This is a genomic window from Prolixibacter sp. DSM 2831 (genome assembly GCF_056493735.1).
This window is the reverse complement of the sequence record NZ_CM151379.1, coordinates 1,394,671-1,412,225: the sequence shown is the minus strand read 5'-3', so window position 1 is coordinate 1,412,225 and position 17,555 is coordinate 1,394,671. Positions and strand designations below refer to the sequence as shown.

At 47.3% G+C, this 17,555-nt stretch carries 13 protein-coding genes; 10 read left to right on the top strand and 3 right to left on the bottom strand.

What is annotated here, in order from left to right; all coding sequences use genetic code 11:
• Nucleotides 1–396: 396 nt before the first annotated feature.
• From AC060N_RS05580 to AC060N_RS05535, 10 genes are all read left to right on the top strand, one after another.
• Complete coding sequence (locus AC060N_RS05580; RefSeq protein WP_479526226.1) at nucleotides 397–1,584, top strand: helix-turn-helix domain-containing protein; 1,188 nt, start codon at nucleotides 397–399, stop codon at nucleotides 1,582–1,584.
• A 154-nt stretch (nucleotides 1,585–1,738) separates the two neighbouring features.
• Nucleotides 1,739–2,320 (top strand): RNA polymerase sigma factor, encoded by a 582-nt coding sequence (locus AC060N_RS05575; RefSeq protein WP_479526225.1) that lies wholly within the window; start codon nucleotides 1,739–1,741, stop codon nucleotides 2,318–2,320.
• 150 nt (nucleotides 2,321–2,470) lie between these two features.
• Nucleotides 2,471–3,526, top strand: coding sequence for a FecR family protein (locus AC060N_RS05570; RefSeq protein ID WP_479526224.1), 1,056 nt, complete (start codon nucleotides 2,471–2,473; stop codon nucleotides 3,524–3,526).
• 89 nt (nucleotides 3,527–3,615) lie between these two features.
• Nucleotides 3,616–6,987, top strand: a complete 3,372-nt coding sequence (locus tag AC060N_RS05565) for a TonB-dependent receptor (protein WP_479526223.1) — start codon at nucleotides 3,616–3,618, stop codon at nucleotides 6,985–6,987.
• A gap of 20 nt (nucleotides 6,988–7,007) precedes the next feature.
• A complete protein-coding gene (locus tag AC060N_RS05560; RefSeq protein WP_479526222.1) occupies nucleotides 7,008–8,624 on the top strand; it encodes a RagB/SusD family nutrient uptake outer membrane protein in 1,617 nt (538 codons plus the stop codon).
• Nucleotides 8,625–8,969: 345 nt separating this feature from the next.
• Complete coding sequence (locus AC060N_RS05555; protein WP_479526221.1) at nucleotides 8,970–9,164, top strand: hypothetical protein; 195 nt, start codon at nucleotides 8,970–8,972, stop codon at nucleotides 9,162–9,164.
• Nucleotides 9,165–9,212: 48 nt separating this feature from the next.
• Nucleotides 9,213–9,968, top strand: a complete 756-nt coding sequence (locus AC060N_RS05550) for an alpha/beta hydrolase fold domain-containing protein (protein WP_479526220.1) — start codon at nucleotides 9,213–9,215, stop codon at nucleotides 9,966–9,968.
• A gap of 100 nt (nucleotides 9,969–10,068) precedes the next feature.
• Entirely contained in the window at nucleotides 10,069–11,346 is a 1,278-nt protein-coding gene (locus tag AC060N_RS05545) for an MgtC/SapB family protein (protein WP_153638171.1), read from the top strand.
• Between the two features lie 185 nt (nucleotides 11,347–11,531).
• Nucleotides 11,532–11,855, top strand: a complete 324-nt coding sequence (locus AC060N_RS05540) for a helix-turn-helix domain-containing protein (protein WP_153639576.1) — start codon at nucleotides 11,532–11,534, stop codon at nucleotides 11,853–11,855.
• Complete coding sequence (locus tag AC060N_RS05535) at nucleotides 11,852–13,144, top strand: type II toxin-antitoxin system HipA family toxin (RefSeq protein WP_479526219.1); 1,293 nt, start codon at nucleotides 11,852–11,854, stop codon at nucleotides 13,142–13,144. Before AC060N_RS05540 ends, AC060N_RS05535 begins: the two co-directional genes overlap by 4 nt.
• A gap of 106 nt (nucleotides 13,145–13,250) precedes the next feature.
• Here the strand turns inward: AC060N_RS05535 and AC060N_RS05530 are convergent, their stop codons facing one another.
• The 3 genes from AC060N_RS05530 to AC060N_RS05520 form a co-directional block, all read right to left on the bottom strand.
• Complete coding sequence (locus tag AC060N_RS05530) at nucleotides 13,251–13,982, bottom strand: DUF169 domain-containing protein (RefSeq protein ID WP_479526218.1); 732 nt, start codon at nucleotides 13,980–13,982, stop codon at nucleotides 13,251–13,253.
• Nucleotides 13,983–14,476: 494 nt separating this feature from the next.
• Nucleotides 14,477–15,781 carry a YdcF family protein gene (locus tag AC060N_RS05525; RefSeq protein ID WP_479526217.1) on the bottom strand — a complete coding sequence of 435 codons (1,305 nt, stop codon included), beginning with the start codon at nucleotides 15,779–15,781 and terminating at the stop codon, nucleotides 14,477–14,479.
• Nucleotides 15,782–15,882: 101 nt separating this feature from the next.
• A complete protein-coding gene (locus AC060N_RS05520) occupies nucleotides 15,883–17,526 on the bottom strand; it encodes a RagB/SusD family nutrient uptake outer membrane protein (protein WP_479526216.1) in 1,644 nt (547 codons plus the stop codon).
• Nucleotides 17,527–17,555: the final 29 nt, after the last annotated feature.

The following is a 17,555-nucleotide window of genomic DNA, read 5'->3' as shown; positions in this document are numbered from 1 at the left end:
CCTAATTCGCGTATCAACAGCAGTGATGAATGGCCCCAATGAAGAAGGGTGCCCCGACCGGAACACCCTTCATGTGCAGATGGCACAAACATTTGCCTTTCACCTGAAATGTAACCTAAGCACAAAACTCAATGTGTAATGTGAACCAAGTTGCCACCTGCAGCTGTGACAGACACAAACGACAGGAGAGAGAAACAGGTGTATCTACTCCAAAAAAACACCCAAAAAAATACTGTATTCATTTACCTTAATGCATTTGAAAGTATGACAAAAAGATTATTTGTATCTTGCAGAAGGTAAAAACCAATTTTCAATTGGTACATTTTTCTTCCCCCTTAGGTTGTTGATCTCATTTTGTCGCATTCAAGAATTAATTGATTACTGCACCAACAGCTTATGATACGATATTTAGCTGTACTCAATCCGCTCTACGCGACCCTGTTTTGGGCCATTGTACTTACCATCGGGACGTTTCGAATGAATCGGGCCAAGTTTATGCTTGGGGTATTTATGATAGTGGCATTCTTTCTTTACCTGGGACACGCATTTTACTTCACACATAATTTTGGGATTTTCACCTGGTACGAATGGATATATACGCTCACCAGTCTGGCTGTCTTTCCAATGTATTACCACTACATAAGGCTATTAACGGTCGAAACCCGCCTGAAACCAGCCGACTTGTTGCATTACCTTCCCGGAGCAATTGTAGCCGTTACCAGTCTCTTGCTGATTATATTTATGGGCCCGATTAACCGGCTCACGTACATTCATCATTTAGAACATGGGACACATTCTTTTTACCTTTCCGGTAATCCGTGGATTGATGCCTACCAAATGCTCTTCTTTCTGAGCCGACTGGTTTTTGGGATTCAGATATTTGCTTACCTGGTATTAAACATACGGCTCATCAGACATCACAAAGAAAATATTGCTCAATACTATTCCAACCCCGAAGAATTGAATCTCAATTGGGCACAACTGATGTATATCTTCCTGTTGCTGACCTCGCTGGCAGGATTCATCTTCAATGCGCTGGGACGCAATACGTTTCTCGACAACAGCATAAAACTGCTCATTCCGTCGTTCATCTTCTCGATACTCCTGTTCATTATCGGCTACCTGGGAAACCGTCAAGATCAGATCGTTAGTCAGATTGTCAAACTCGACGAAATGTACCTCCAGGAAGAACGTCCGGAAAACGAACCCAACGATGTGGTAGTTAAGCTGGAGGAATATTTTACCTCAGAAAAAGCTTACCTCAACAAAGACTTGAAAATTTGGGAAGTATCGAAAATGATCAACAGTAACCGGACTTATGTTTCAGGCATTATCAACAAGCATTACGGCATGAATTTCTGTTCTTACGTCAATCATTTCCGGGTAAACGAAGCGCGCCAAATGCTCGAAACCGAATCGTTCGACGGCTATACGCTGGAACATATTGGCGATCTGTCCGGATTCGGGTCGTTGAATTCCTTCATCCGCGCATTTCAAAAAGAAACCGGCATTACTCCCGGCAAATACCGCGAGGATCGCAAGTTCAGGAAAAGCGACCAATCCTTTGCCCAAATCAACACATAAGTACATTACTACCTCTCGATTCGTCACAATAACAAAATGGCGGGCTATTTTCGTGTCACCCCTTTAATTGAAGATGTAATTTTTTTTTCTCACTTTTACCAATTAAAATCGCAGGTTCAGCAACCTAACACGTGCAGTTATCTTAACATAAGAGATGAACGAAACTACAGACCTGAAGCTAATATCCAGCCTGAAAAAAGGAGATCACGAGGCATTCGACGCGCTGTACGAAAGATATGCCGAAGGATTGTACGCCTTTGTAACAAGCATCCTGAAAAATCCAGCGGACGCGGAAGAGATCGTGCAAAATGTATTCGTCAAGGTTTGGGAACGTCGTAATACCATCGAAGAAAAATTCTCGTTCAAATCTTACCTGTTTACCATTGCCTACCGGGACGTCATTACCCAGTTGAGAAAACAAAATCTGTTGGCAACCATTCAATCCGATAACAACCAGGAACTTCCAATAAATGATGACAATGCAGAGCTGGAAATCGAGTTCTTCAACATCGACAAGATATACCATGACATTCTGGAAAAACTGCCGGAAAAAAGAAAAGAAATATTCCTGTTAAGCCGGGAAAAAGGATTATCGAATAAAGAGATTGCCGAGCAGTTGAGTATTTCGGTAAAAACTGTCGAAAATCAGATGACCGCAGCTTTGCGTACCTTCCGGGAGAAACTGTCACAATACGGCATCCTGGGCGTGTTATTTTTCTTCCTTTTTGTTCGGTAAACCTCCGAAAACCAAACAGACTACCAGAACAGCTAAGCCTTTACTCAGAAAAGAAAACGGAGCCCCCATCCCAAGAATGTGTTATAAAACACATCGATAGGGGTTGAGATGGTTCCCTACGTATTATCTGTGTAAAACGAATTGCTGTTGATGAATAAAGACTTGCTCTTACAATATTTAAGTGGAAAACTGGACAAGCAAGCCGCCCGGGAAGTTGTTTCGTGGATGGCTCTTCCGGAGAATGAGCTATTGGTACGCAGCTACCTCACCGAGATTTGGGAGGAGAACCGCGTAGCCATCAAAGGCCCTGCTCCCGATTTCGATTCAATGCTGCATTCCATTCACCGCCGCATCGACCTTCTCGATGAAGAAAGTTCCGAAAAGATTTCCGGGAAGCGATCGCGTTCTCAACGATTTATCAACGGCTTCCGGAAAATTGCGGCGATACTGTTCATCCCGCTACTGGTTTTCACCGGATGGTGGTCCGTTCGTCAATACCAGTCTTCCCGCTCGGAGAAACTCACCTACCGGGAAATATTCACCAAACCGGGCTGCATTACCAAAGTAGAACTGGCCGACGGAACCCAGGTCTGGCTGAACGACGGAACCCGGCTTCGTTATCCGGTGAAATTTGCAAGGAAAGAGCGCAAAGTTTTCGTCGACGGTGAGGCTTACTTCAAGGTCACACACAATGCTAAACGGCCGTTCATTGTCGAGAATCCGTTGATGACCACAACCGTTACCGGTACTGAGTTCAATCTGAACGCCTATTCTCAGGACAAATATTTTGAAGCAACGCTAACCCGGGGCCATATTTCGCTGACGTCGGACCACATCAACAAGAAAGTAGACATCAAACCGGGACAACAGGCGCGTCTCAACCTCGAAAATAAAACCTTTACCATCAATAAGGTTAACCCCATGCAGTATGCCGCATGGCGCGATGGCAAGCTAATTTTTGTGGATGAAAAACTGGGTATCGCCGTGAAAAAGCTAAGCCGGTGGTACAATGTCAATATCATTCTGGCGAACGATGTGCTGAAAGAAATGCCGATTACCGCCACCTTCCAAAAAGAACAATTGATGCAAACATTGAACCTGCTGAAAAAAGCCCTGCCTATTCGCTACGAGGTTACGGCGGAGAAACAGCGGGCCGATCAAACGTATACCAGAAAACAAATTAAAATCTATGCAATACAACGGTAAATGAAAAAGGCCGGTGAGATTGGGCAGAACCTCACCGGCCGAAAAAACCATATCCGTAAATATAGTTTAATCAAAAGTGTTTCAAATCTATGAAAAAAGTCTCTAAACAGGCACCTCCTTTCCTCAGGGAAATGTGGGGAGCTAAAATCTTTGTCAAAATGAGAGTGACACTACTCATGGTCTTACTGGCCACATTCAGCTCATTTGCGAACAAAACAACCGCGCAAAACGCCAATTTATCGCTGAACGTAAACAACACAACTGTCAGGAATGTCCTGAGAACGATCGAGAAGCAAACGGGCTACTCCTTCATTTACAGCAGCGAGTTAATCGATGTCAACCGGAGAGTAAGCCTGGATGAGCAGGAAACCAGCCTGCAGGATGTACTCGATGCCTTATTCGCAGGCACACCGGTCAACTACAGCATCAACGAAAATCACATTGTTCTGTCGCGCACCTCTGATGATGCCACGGGGAATGCTCAACCTCAGGGACACGAAGTCTCGGGTAAAGTGACAGACGGAAGCGGAGCACCTCTTCCCGGTGTAACCGTAGTGATTAAAGGTACTACCCAAGGTACCATTACCGATGCTAACGGTATTTATCACCTGACCAATGTTCCGGAAAACGTAACCCTTCTTTACTCCTTCGTGGGAATGAAGAACAAGGAAGTTGCCTACACCGGACAAAGCACCATCAATTTAAAGATGGAAGAAGAAAGCATTGGTCTTGGCGAGGTAGTAGCCGTGGGATACGGTGTACAAAAGAAAAGCGTAGTCACCGGTGCCATCGCCAGTGTGAATTCAAGCGACATCGGCAACACTTCGGTTTCGCAAGCACAGCAGGCACTGCAGGGAAAAACCTCTGGCGTGCAGGTTATTAACGCATCCGGAGCTCCGGGAGCCCCCATCAAAGTAAGGATTCGCGGATACTCATCGAACAACAACTCCAATCCGATCTACATCGTCGATGGTATCAAAACCACCGATATTTCGAACCTCGATCCGGATGATATCAGTTCCATGGAGGTATTGAAAGACGCAGCCTCCACTGCCATTTACGGAGCCGAAGGTGGTAATGGTGTTGTCATCATCACCACGAAAAAAGGAAAATCGGGGAAACCCACCATCACTTATGATTTCCAATACGGCATCCAAAGCGTAGGGCATACACCGAAGTTGATGAATACTTCACAGTACAGCACCTTCATGAACGAAGCCGGATTAATTTCGAATGTCGACCAGACCTACAACACCGACTGGCTGGGCGCTATTTTCGAAACCGCTCCCATGCAGAAGCATCATATCTCCTTCTCGGGAGGGAAAGATGGTTCTACCTACATGCTGTCGATGTCGTACCTCAATCAGGATGGTATCGTGGTAGGTCCGAAGGACAAATACAAACGCTACACTGTTCGGCTGAACTCCGACCACCAGATTCTGCCCTGGATGAAAGTCGGAAATACATTCGCTTACTCCAACAGTCAACGTGCCGCCATTAACGAATCGGGTGGCGAGTTTGGTGGAGTTATCGGTAGCGCTCTGATGATTGACCCGGCTACCCCGGTAGAATATACCGGCGATGTACCCGCACACGTTCAGACTTTCATCAACAACGGAAATCCGATTTTGAAAGCGCCGGACGGAAATTACTATGGTATTTCCAAATACGTTTTCGGAGAAATTGTCAATCCATTCGTTACGCAGGCCATCACCAAAGACCAGACCCAGCAGGATCAACTGCAGGGAAATGTGTACGCTGTGCTGACGCCGCTGAAGGGATTGACCATCACCTCACGGTTCAACCTGAACCTCACTTACCAGAATTATCATACCTGGAATCCGACGTATTACTATACCGCAGAGCGGAATAACAGTGCAACCAAGGTGATTGATAACAATGATCTTTGGAAAGACTGGATGTTCGAAAACTTTGCTTCGTATAACCACAAGTTCGGCGATCATGACCTGACGTTACTGTTGGGTATGTCATCCGAAAAAGCCACACACCGCATTACCAATGCACAGGGTGGTCCGATGATTATGGAAAATCCGGCATATGCTCAGCTCGACTTCATCTCATCACAGAAAAACGACCAGGTAAACGGTCGCATTTATGACAATCGGAAAGTAAGTTACTTCAGCCGTTTGTCATACAACTACAAAGACAAATACCTCCTCGAAGGTAGTCTGCGTCGCGATGGAGCCGGCCTGTCACAATTGCCCAAAAGCGGCCGTTGGGGAATCTTCCCTGCCGTATCGGGTGGATGGGTAATTTCCAACGAAGATTTCTTCCCGAAATCCTTCGTCACCAGTGCTAAACTTCGTGCCAGCTGGGGTCAGAACGGTAGCCTCTCCAACCTGGGGAACTACAGCTATGCTTCACTCATCTCATCGACCAGTAATGGATATGCGCTGACCTACCCGATGGCCGATGGTTCATTCGGCACCGTTTTCGAACCATCACAGCTCGAAAACCCGAATCTCCGCTGGGAAACCAGTGTTCAGACAGATGTGGGCCTTGATCTTCGTGCCTTCCGCGACCGGTTGACGTTCACCATGGACTACTACAACAAGAAAACAACCGATCTCATCACGCAAAATACGCCTGCACTGGAAGCCGGAAACGCAGCATCGCCCATCAACGCCGGCGACGTAACGAATAAGGGTTTTGAGTTCGAATTGGGATACCGCAATAAGATCCATGATTTCAATTACGGTATTCACCTGAATATGTCGACGCTGAAGAACGAAGTAACCTACCTCAACCCGACACTCGACCGTCTCTACGGTGCCCAGGTGGGACCGGGATGGACTGCCACGGCGGTTCAAAAAGGCGAGCCGCTCTGGTTCTTCTATGGTTACAAGACCAAAGGCATCGACCCAAAAACCGGCGATCCGATCTTCCTCGACAAAAGTGGTCAGCCGACCAATAATGTAACGGAAGCCGATAAACAGTACATTGGAAGTGCCATTCCGAGCCTCTATTACGGTGGAAGTCTCGACGCATCGTACAAGAACTTCGATTTCAATGTGAACTTCCAGGGAACTTCCGGTAACGATGTATTGATGGGCTGGATTCGTAACGACCGTCCGACCATCAATCGTCCGGAATATTTCTTCAAAAACCGCTGGACGGCTGATAATACCACGGCGACCGAGCCACGTGCAGGAACTGATCCCAAAGCATGGAACAGTGACCTCCTGGTATTCAACGGAGCTTTCATGCGCATCAAGCAGATTCAGTTGGGATACAATCTTCCCAAATCACTGATGCAGAACTTACATATGAAATCTGCCCGGTTCTATGTATCACTCGATGATTTCTTCACTTTCACCAATTACATCGGTATGGACCCGGAAGCCGGTACCAACAACAACAATAACAACAACATTGGTATCGACCGGGGAACGTATCCTACCGCCCGTAAAGTGATGTTCGGAACCTCCATTTCATTCTAATCAACTAAAACGCAATGAACATGCAGATCAAAAAATATAAATTCAAGGTGGCGTTACTATCCGCCATTTTCTTCCTGTCGGGCTGTTCTCAATCATTCCTGGACACCACGCCCGAAGGCTCCATCCCTGTGGACAGCTTCTATAAAACCGATGCCGACGCTAAAGGTGCCGTGCTGGGTGTTTACGATATACTTCAATCGATGTACGCCTACGACTGGGACAGCATGTGGATGCTGAAAACCCTGTTGTCCGACGAAATCTATACCGGTGGAGGACACCGCGGTGACCAGCCTCCCTACGAGGAAATCAATGAGTTCCGTTACAGTTCCAGCAACCCGGTAATCACCTGGTTGTTCCAGATGTCGTATTGGGGTATTTACCGCGCCAACCTGGTGATTGCGAACATCAAACCCGAATCGGATGCGAAGAAGCAGGCTATTGCCGAAGCGAAATCGTTGCGTGCGATGCTGTATTTCGACCTGGTTACCCTGTGGGGACAAGTACCGCTGGTAACCGAACCGGCATCGTCACCCGACCAGTATAACCAGCCACGCGCTAAAGTAGCCGACATCTGGGCGCAGATTGAGAAGGACCTCAACGAGGCTATCCCTGATCTTCCGCTGAAAAGCCAGCAATCGGCAGCCGACAAAGTGCGCGTGTCCAAGGGAATGGCGCAGGCTATGTTGGGTAAATCGTTGCTCTACGAGAAAAAGTATGCCGATGCAGCTGCCGAGTTCCAGAAAGTTATCGACTCAGGCGAATACGGACTGATTTCCGACTACTCTCAGGTTCTCCGTAAAGGACAGGAATTCGGGAAAGAGTCGTTGTTCGAAATTTCCTACTCCGCCGAGAAAAACTACGACTGGGGCAACTTCCAGTGGGGCAACAACGGCCGTAATACCGAAAGTAACATCCACTGGCAGCTTTGCGGTCCGCGTGGTGACGGATGGTTTGACGGTGGCAATACCGGACTGGTAGCAGGATGGGGATTTGCTTATCCGCAGAAATCGCTATGGAACGCTTACACTGCCGCCAACGATACCGTACGTAGGAACGCAGCCATGATGAGCGAAGACCAGTTAATCGCGCACGGCGGAAAACTGCGGAATGCCGATCAGGGCAATTCCTATCCCTGGGAATGTGAAGGCTATGTTCGTCTCAAATACGGTTCATGGGCCGATGAGTCGAATACCAGCGCAACCAGCGTAAAAGAGCTGAACTACGCCACCAACATCCGCCTAATGCGCTATGCCGACGTCCTGCTGATGGCCGCCGAAGCATACAACCGCAGTGGTCAGGATGGCAAAGCCCTTCCGCTCATCAACCAGGTACGGGCCCGCGTAAATCTGCCTGCCCTCACCTCATCGGGCGACCAGCTTTTCGCTGATATCAAGAATGAACGCCGCCTGGAATTGTCGTTCGAAGGCGTACGCTTCCAGGACCTCGTTCGCTGGGGCGACGCGAAGAACGTGCTGGCTGACCAGGGTAAAATGATTCCGGAAGGAACGTTTACCAACGGTCAGGAGGATTACATGTCCATTTCGGGTGCCGGATTCAAAGACAAAAACGTACTGCTGCCCATTCCGGAGCAAGAGATTTCCGTCAACCCACAGAGCTCTCAAAACGATGGATATTAATCCAATTCCTGAAAAGGAACGATAAAAACAAATCATTCATACAGTTGGGCTTTTAACCCGGGGCCATCCTGCAGCTGCAGCGATGGCCCCTTTTCTTTTGAGAAAGTTGGTTAAGAAGAAAGATTCCGGATCTTCGATTTAGAAATTTCAGGTTACAAGTTTCAGGTTGAGCTTCGCCGTTACTGTTGTTACGATCGTTTCTGTAGTTTTTATTGTTAAGGACTTATTACGAACAGTTAACCACTGGTGGTCAAGTACTATAGCCATAAAACAACAATTAAAATGGAACGGAACTTGTCAAAATGACTTTGTTTAGTAAGATTTGTTCCTGACAAACTCAATTCCATGATACGAGCTATCCGACTTCTGCTACTGCTTTTCATTATGGCCGGAACTGCTTCCGCACAAACCGACGGTGCGAAACCCATTCCGCGCGACACTTCTTACACACCTTACTCGGCCTGGGTGAAAATTAAAAAACACTATCCCAACGTTACGCCCGTGAAGCCGGAGTTGCCCGAAGGCGTTAAAACAGAATAGAATGTAGTCTACGCAACTCTGCCCAACACTCCTTACGGCAAGCGTGAATTGCACCTCGATTTATTCCGGCCGGAGAAAGAGGGAAAGTACCCTGCGGTGATTCTGGTTTTTGGCGGTGGCTGGCGCTCCGGAAGCAAAGAAGCACAGGTACCCATGGCTCAGCAAATCGCTGCTAAAGGCTACGTCACTGCAGCAGTCGAATACAGGTTATCTCCTGAGGCACTATATCCGGCAGCGGTTTACGACATCAAAGCAGCTATCCGTTATCTAAGGGCGAACGCGAAAAAGTATGATATCGATCCGGACAGAATCGCTATCTCCGGAAGTTCCGCAGGCGGTCAGCTGGCTGCGTTGGTCGGTATGACCGGCGATATGAAGAAGTTTGAAGGCAATGAGGGAAACAACCAGGTTTCGTCGAAAGTACAGGCCATTATCGACATGGATGGCATCCTCGATTTCACCACGCCGGCAGAAAGTGCAAAGGCTCAAATTCCCGGCAAACGCTCGGCAGGCGCTTACTGGTTGGGTGCCACGCTGAAAGAGAATCGGGCCAAATGGGTGGAAGCGTCTCCTATGATTTACGCCGGGAAGGATACACCGCCCATGCTGTTCATCAACAGTGCTCAGCCCCGTTTCCATGCCGGACGCGACAGTGTCATTTCAGTCCTCGACAAGTACCATATTTACAACAACGTACATACTATTCCCAACAGTGTACATTCCTTTTGGCAGGTACATCCCTGGTTCGACCAAACCGTGAAGTATATGGTCACCTTCCTGGACAAGACATTGAAGAAACACTGAGTTCCCGGGAAGCCTGATACTTGGATGCCTGAAAAATAATTATGCAAAATGAACGCGAAATCCTATCTTTATTCATGGTAAACGGATAAGGAAAGAACCGATGAACTTTGTACCCAACATTCCCGATGAAATTATCCACTTCCTGCTGGTTTTGGTTTTCTCGCTACTGATCGGCCTCGAACAGCGCCGTCATCACTCCTCCAAAGAGGCCGCCGAACTCTTCGGTACCGACCGAACTTTTACCTTTATCGGGCTGCTCGGCTACCTGCTCATTGTCGTCAACGAGAAATCGTTCGTTCCCTTTCTCACAGGCTTTATCATCCTGGGTCTGCTCCTCGGCATTCACTATTATCTGAAGATAAAAGAACAGCAAAAATACGGGCTCACCAGCATCATCCTGGCACTACTCACCTACTCCATTCCGTTGCTTATCATGACGCAGCCCATCTGGCTGACGCTGTCGTTTGTGGTAGCCATCCTGGTCATTACCGAAATGAAGGACGAGTTCGTCACCATCATGCAAAAGGTATCGCAGGACGAATTTATAACACTTGCTAAGTTTATCGCTTTCGCGGGAATCATTCTTCCCTTGCTGCCGCATGAAAATATCTCCGATTCCATTCCCGTTTCGCCATATCATATCTGGCTCGCCATCGTAGTGGTTTCGGGCATCTCCTATGCCAGCTACCTGTTGAAGAAACTGGTATTCCCCAAATCGAGTCTGACGATTACCGGTATCCTGGGTGGACTGTACAGCTCAACTGCTACTACCGTGATCCTGGCCAGGAAAGAAAAGAGTGAAAGTCTGGGCGCCGAAGCCGTCTCGGCTATTATGATGGCCAACGGCATGATGTACCTGCGCATTCTCCTGCTGGCATTCCTGTTCAACACCGCCGTGGCCCTCCGGCTGGTGATACCGTTCCTCCTGTTGTTCGTGGTTTCAATGGTGCTCTCGCGCACCGCTTTGATGAAAGCTGAAAAACAGGAAATAACCGGCAAACAGGTAGAGAGTACCAGCCGGAACCCGCTCGAATTCAGGACCGCCCTGGTCTTCGGACTCCTGTTCGTATTGTTCGGACTCATTACCCATTACGTTTCGCAGGCTTACGGAAGTGCAGGTGTAACGACCCTGGCCTTTGTGGTGGGGGTCACCGATATCGACCCGTTCCTGATGAACCTGTTGCAGCAAAAGAGCACCCTCGATGTGTTTGTCGTGGCGCTGGCCATCCTGAATGCCACCAACAGCAACAACCTACTAAAAATGATGTATGCACTGTCACTGAGTAGCAAAACGGTGAAAAGACGCATGAGCCTGCATTTTGGCATCCTCCTGGCAGCTGGTATTCTCTGCTCCGTCTGGTTTTACGTGATAAAATAAGAAGGGCTTCGGTGTAAGTGAAGGCCGGTTTTCCACCGGTTGAGTCCGTCCGGAGCTTCTTTTTGTTCCTTAAAAAAATGACAACGTCATGAGACCTATCAATATCTCATTTATTGTGTATATATACAAAATAATGACCAATATCGACTTTAAGTTGTATATTTACACAATCATAATCTTTAGTTATGCGTGTCAATTTTCACCCCTGGTATGAATTGTCCGAAAAGCAGATTATTGCTGAGATAGGAAAAAGGCTGAAAGGTTTCCGCCTAAACCAGAATATTACACAACAGGAACTTGGAGATATGATCGGTAAAGGACCTGATGAAATCTCCAGGATAGAAAACGGGAAAGCCTTCACGATGATTACCTTATTAAGAATATTGAGGGCCTTAAACAAGCTTGAATACCTGGATCACATCCTCCAACCTCCCCAAATAAACCCACTTCAACTACGGGAAATCGAGAGAAAAAAACGTAAACGTGCTTCCAAAAAGAATAAACGATGAATATTGATGTTCGTATATGGGATCAGTTTGTTGGTGCGCTAACCTGGGATGAAAGTCGCAAAGTTTCTGTTTTTAGGTACAGCCCCGATTTTGTTAAAGACGGTCTGGAGATTGCTCCTCTTTTAATGCCTTTAAGGGAAGACTATTCTTATGAATTTAACCCTTATGATTTCAATTATAAGACATTTAAGGGGCTACCTCCTACGGTTGCTGACTCACTGCCTGATGACTTCGGTAATTACATCATGAGAGCCTGGTTGGAAAACCAAGGAAAGACTATCGATAACCTCACACCTCTCGAAAGACTCGGCTACGTCGGTAAAAGAGGTATGGGGGCGCTCGAATTTGAACCCGTTCTGGCTGGGGAGGATTTTAAACCAACGAACATTAATCCTTCTGAACTTGTTGAAATTACCCGCAAACTGTTCACTTCAGACGGTCAGCAAAGTTATTCGGACCGCGCGGAAAGTTTATTGACTAAAATTTGGAGGACCGGGACCTCTGCTGGTGGAGCCAGGGCAAAAGCCATACTGGCCTTCGATGAAATTAACCAGGTATATAAACCGGGGGACATTTTACACGGGGCGGACCATTCCGATTGGCTTATCAAACTTGACGGGGTAACAAATGATATACATGGAGACCCGGAAGGATACGGACGAATCGAATATGCTTACTACAAAATGGCCAAAGATGCCGGTATAAACATGTCTGAATCGAAGCTGTTATCCGAAGGCAACCGCGCCCATTTCATCACCAGGCGTTTTGACCGCACCGATGGTGAAAAAGTGCATATGCAAACCTTAAGTGGCCTGGCTGGTTTTGATTACAGACGGCCAGACACTTATTCATATGAACAGGTTTTCACGATTCTCAGGAAAATGCGGTTACCACATAAAGATTTTGTTGAGCAATTCCGGAGAATGGTGTTCAATGTAGTGGCCCGGAACCAGGACGACCACGCAAAAAATATCTCTTTTTTGATGCACAAAACCGGTCATTGGTCACTTTCCCCGGCTTATGATGTGTCCTATAGCTATAACCCTGCGGGGATATGGACCAGCCGTCACCAGTTGTCAATAAATGGGAAAAGGGATAATTTCGAAATCAATGACCTGCTTAAAGTTGGAGAGGAGAATAACATTAGTTCGAGAAAAGCAATAATTCAACAGGTTATTGACGCTGTAAGTAAATGGGAAGTATTTGCGAAACAGGCTAATGTCCTACCCCAACAGATTGACCAAATTAAAAATACGCACAGACTTATTGTAAAAGGGCACAACACATAGCGTAAACACAGAACCCGTTCAATTGATAACCTCCTTCAAGGTACGAAGAATCGCCAAGGTGCTAAGGCGACTGCAACAAAAAACCGGGGTAGATCTGTCCGACCAATCAATTGATTCTTGGCGTAATATTGAGCCACGTTCCTTTGGTCAGGAAACTCTCTTCAACCTGCTCTTCCAACTCTAAAAAGCGCTGATAAGGCAAAGCGAAGGAAAGAATGTCTTTGTCGACCAGTTTTCGTACCGAAATATCTGTTAGCCCGACAAAGCACATTGACCCTCCTTTTTCGGCCTCCGACAGCGGATACAGTACCGTTTGCTGACATCCTGCGGCAAAGTCAATTTTCACATTGTCCTGCGTCTCTTTGTCGTAGTTGGCGAGCGTCATCAGCGCGGAAAGCTGATCGGCATTGGCCAGGAAAATAACGACTTCCGGAGTTTCGTCTTCTTTCAATTCCGAAAGTGGTTTGAACACCATATACTTCTCGGTTACAATCTCGGGTAGCCCAGTAGCGAATTTTTCGGCTAAATCTGTATTCTTCAGGTAGAATTCACCTTCCCGTCCATCCGGCCAACCATCCGACAAAAGATGTGTAATAAAATCCATGTTGTAACAGCCCACGCCCAGACCAACCTGACCGCCCATGCAAGGGGTCGATTTCTCATCGAATACCGCTGTTCTCCCTTTCGCAGCGGCATTTAACAACGAAACCACACATCCCCACCGTCCCTCTTTAAACTGGGCGGCATTATCGGGTTTTACAGTCGAACGGAACACGGCAACCGGATGATTTTTCAATGCTATGGCATCGGCAATTTTACTTTTGGTAATCACACTCATGATATTTCTCCACTAATGATTTTACAAGCGCATTAATAGCTCTTTTCAGAGATACGACTTTCGTTTAAAGATATCGTTCTAAACGATTCGCCCTTATTTCAACGGGCTTTGAATGAATTTAAATTGGACTGGGCTGATAAACGAAGTATTTTTTTAGGTCAATTTATACCACCATCGGGGTTTGACATCCAACGATGAGGAGACACCTGAAGAACATTTGAACAAATTCTATTTTCAGCTTTCATCCCGGCGGGATGACATGTTGTTAGCAAGGGAGTTCCCAATAAGAGAGGTACGACCCCGGCCGGGGTCGAATATATTTGTAGGTTAAATCGGTTCTAACAAGATTAGACTCCTCTGGAGTCTTCCTTGACCAAAACATCAGCATAAAATATTCAAAAAATAACCACCGTCAGGGTTTGCAACCACTGACGGGGTAATAAAAAAAGCCCGGCTGATAGCAGCCGGGCCTACAATAATCCAACCTATGCGAATTACGGATCCAGCGGATCCATTGGATCAATAGTCAACGATTCAAGACGTGGTGTGAACTCGGTATCGTTCCGGCTTAACCGTTTGCCGGGAACGTAGGGCATGTAGCCAAACGCCTCCACACAACGCTTCTCAAATCCCATATCGGTGATGTAGTAACTTTGTCCTTTGGTAGTGGTGCAAAGCGCCTTTTTATGGATGGGTATTCCGTAATGAATCATCAACCGTGCCGCATTGCGGTAGTTCGTTGTGGTATGCCGCGCGTGTGGCTCAATGATGATAGCGCTTTCCGGGACACCGTATTGCTCCATCAATTCTTTTTTCATCTCGACAGCTTCGCAAAATGGCGTTTGGTCGGGATGCACATAGCCACCGGAAGCGATGATAAACGGTGCTTTCTTTTCAAAATACCGCTCAGCAGCCAGTTTGCAACGCAGCATGCCGGCCGGGCTCAAATCGACACCTTTCTTTTCCGGGCCGTATCCGGGCAACAGAATGGCTGTATAAGGATACTCATCAAAGTTAGTCCTCTGTACCTGTTCCCAGGCTTTGGCATTTTCGCCGGTCACCATCGGTTCAAACCGGGCCGCCTCGTCGCGGTGGTTCATCTTCAACAACCACAGCGAAAAGGAAAGAGAAGGTTGAAAGAACAAGCTCATGTGCTTTGTATCGTCACCCACATTGCTCGCCAGCATATTAATCAGCATCCGGTAATATTGCGAATTCACATCGTAGCTCACCGAATCGATTTTCGGGTAGAGCGGCTTTTCGCCCAAGGCATAGGTCCGGATAATTCCGTTAATTCCTTTGGCAGCACTTTTCCAGGCCTGAGCCAGTAATGCCGCATCATCCAAACCTGCAAAATGTTCGTAGGCTCCGCTGGGACGAATCTGTTCAGTTACCAGTGCCTGCAATACTGCATCCGATTGGTACATTTTCTTCAGCTCATCACCCACTTTCCCAATTTCATCGTTGCTTAGCAGGAATAGATCGGCCCAATGGGAAGTTTTGTCCCGCATCGACTCCATCGACTGATTTGATAAATCATAACCCGTAGCCTCTTTAATATTTTTTGCCCGCTCGGCCAACAGCGATTTCAGTACTGGATCGGCTGCCAACGCCTCTTGTACCGCCGGCACTTTTTCCATCAGGGTCAGCAGGTAAAAGTTTTTATCCTGCACATAATTGCCTGATAAGGTCCATCGGTATCCCGGCTGGTAATCCACTTTCGTGGAAGCAGTTTGTGCTTTTCCCGCTAAGGTGAACAATACCAGGACAGCCAACAATACTATTTTTCGAATGCTCATAAGTTGAAATTATTTTCTGTTGAATAGAAAAAAACCGGCCCCCGTCAATACAATTCTGGGGGCCGGGTACTTTGGTGTTATCTAATAGAGAATGTATGAACTTAGTAGCCCGGGTTCTGCGTAATCATGCCTTTGCCTAGATCGACCATTGCCTGCGGAATAGGGTCATACTCATTCTTACCAGCCGTAAAGTGGGCATTAGACAAGTGGGTACGACGGGTTTTCTCTACCTCGAAGTAGTTATTCATCACACTGTCGGCAATGCCCCAGCGAACCAGGTCGAAGAAACGGTGTCCTTCGAGCGCAAACTCCAACCGGCGCTCGGTGCGCAGAGCTGTGGTAGCCTCTGCCTTGTCGGCGAACGGTGTATTGTACGTATCGATGCTGTAGTTGGCTGCCGGTGTTCCGTCGTCGAATTTCACGACTTCGCTGTTCTTAGCCCGTCCGCGAACCATGTTGATATAGGTACGTCCGGTTTCCAGGTCGCCGGTCTCGATGGCAGCTTCTGCTCTCCACAACAATACATCGGCATAACGAATGATGTAATAGTTCATCGACGTAACATAAGGCCAAACCTGCAGATATGCCGGAGAGTTTTTCGAAACCTGGCGTTTCTTTTGGATGAATTCGCCATAAGTTACCGGGTCACGAGGTTCCCAGTCGTAGATTCCCATATCGAGGTACGGAATTCCGTGACGACCAACCGTATGATCGAGACGCGGATCGACATAATCGTTATCCGTTACGTTAACGTTGTCCTCAACGGGCATACCCGATGCATCGGTTTTAAATGAATTGACCAGGTTCTGCGAAGGACGCAGAAAGCCGTAGTTCGGATAAGGACCTCCGGGAGTCAACAAACGGTCGCCAATGGAACCGTTGTAGTTATTGGGCGAACCATCGTTGATGGAGTTCTGCACGGCAAAAACAACCTCGGGACCATTGTCGTTATCCGGAAGGAAAACATCGCGGAAGTTGTCCATCAGATGGTATTTGCCTGAATTGATCACATCGTCGGCCGCGGTAATGGCATCGTTCCAATCCTGCATGAAGATGTAACACTTCGCCATGTAAGCACGGGCAGCCCATTTGGTCGGGCGGGCCGGCTCTGCTGACTGATCGGCCGGCAACACCTTGTACGCCGCATCGAAATCGTCCAGAATTTTCTGCCAAAGCTGTTCAGAAGTTAATTCAGTATTCGATTTATAGTACGAGTCGGTGGTTTCATCGGTCTCGTCAATCCACGGAATGTGGTTATAAATCTTCTTCAGCTCGAAATAGTAGTGACCACGCAGGAAACGCATTTCTGCGATACGCTGCTTTTTCAGCTCCGGGTCGAACGTTTCTGATTTGTTCAGCTCGCGGATGGCAAGATTGGCGCGTTTCACCCCTTCGTAGAGAGCCAGCCATTTTCTATCGACATCGATAATCGACGGGTTGGTTTGGAAAATCTCCATCAGGTGAATTTGGTTCTGGTCACCGGTACCACCACCGCCTTTGTATGCGTCATCCGAAACGACGTCACCAAAGCTCCAGTTCGAAGCCGGCGAGTTAAAGGCATTCGACGCCTCGTCGAACTGACCATTCAAAACCGAATAGGCTGAAACGACGAGCCCTTCCAGGTTATCAGGCGTCTGAACCTGAGATTCCGATAATTCCCCGATGGGAGTATCGTTGAGAAAGCTTTTGCTACAGGAAGAAAAAGCAAAGCCGATTATGATGATAAATAAATATATACGTCTCATTTTTCTATTCATTTTATACACTCCGTTTT

Bases quoted from the DNA above. Each gene is read 5' to 3' on its own strand.
- AC060N_RS05580 (WP_479526226.1), top strand. From the start codon at position 397: ATGATACGATATTTAGCTGTACTCAATCCGCTCTACGCGACCCTGTTT.
- AC060N_RS05575 (WP_479526225.1), top strand. From the start codon at position 1,739: ATGAACGAAACTACAGACCTGAAGCTAATATCCAGCCTGAAAAAAGGA.
- AC060N_RS05570 (WP_479526224.1), top strand. From the start codon at position 2,471: ATGAATAAAGACTTGCTCTTACAATATTTAAGTGGAAAACTGGACAAG.
- AC060N_RS05565 (WP_479526223.1), top strand. From the start codon at position 3,616: ATGAAAAAAGTCTCTAAACAGGCACCTCCTTTCCTCAGGGAAATGTGG.
- AC060N_RS05560 (WP_479526222.1), top strand. From the start codon at position 7,008: ATGCAGATCAAAAAATATAAATTCAAGGTGGCGTTACTATCCGCCATT.
- AC060N_RS05555 (WP_479526221.1), top strand. From the start codon at position 8,970: ATGATACGAGCTATCCGACTTCTGCTACTGCTTTTCATTATGGCCGGA.
- AC060N_RS05545 (WP_153638171.1), top strand. From the start codon at position 10,069: ATGAACTTTGTACCCAACATTCCCGATGAAATTATCCACTTCCTGCTG.
- AC060N_RS05540 (WP_153639576.1), top strand. From the start codon at position 11,532: ATGCGTGTCAATTTTCACCCCTGGTATGAATTGTCCGAAAAGCAGATT.
- AC060N_RS05535 (WP_479526219.1), top strand. From the start codon at position 11,852: ATGAATATTGATGTTCGTATATGGGATCAGTTTGTTGGTGCGCTAACC.
- AC060N_RS05530 (WP_479526218.1), bottom strand. From the start codon at position 13,982: ATGAGTGTGATTACCAAAAGTAAAATTGCCGATGCCATAGCATTGAAA.
- AC060N_RS05525 (WP_479526217.1), bottom strand. From the start codon at position 15,781: ATGAGCATTCGAAAAATAGTATTGTTGGCTGTCCTGGTATTGTTCACC.
- AC060N_RS05520 (WP_479526216.1), bottom strand. From the start codon at position 17,526: ATGAGACGTATATATTTATTTATCATCATAATCGGCTTTGCTTTTTCT.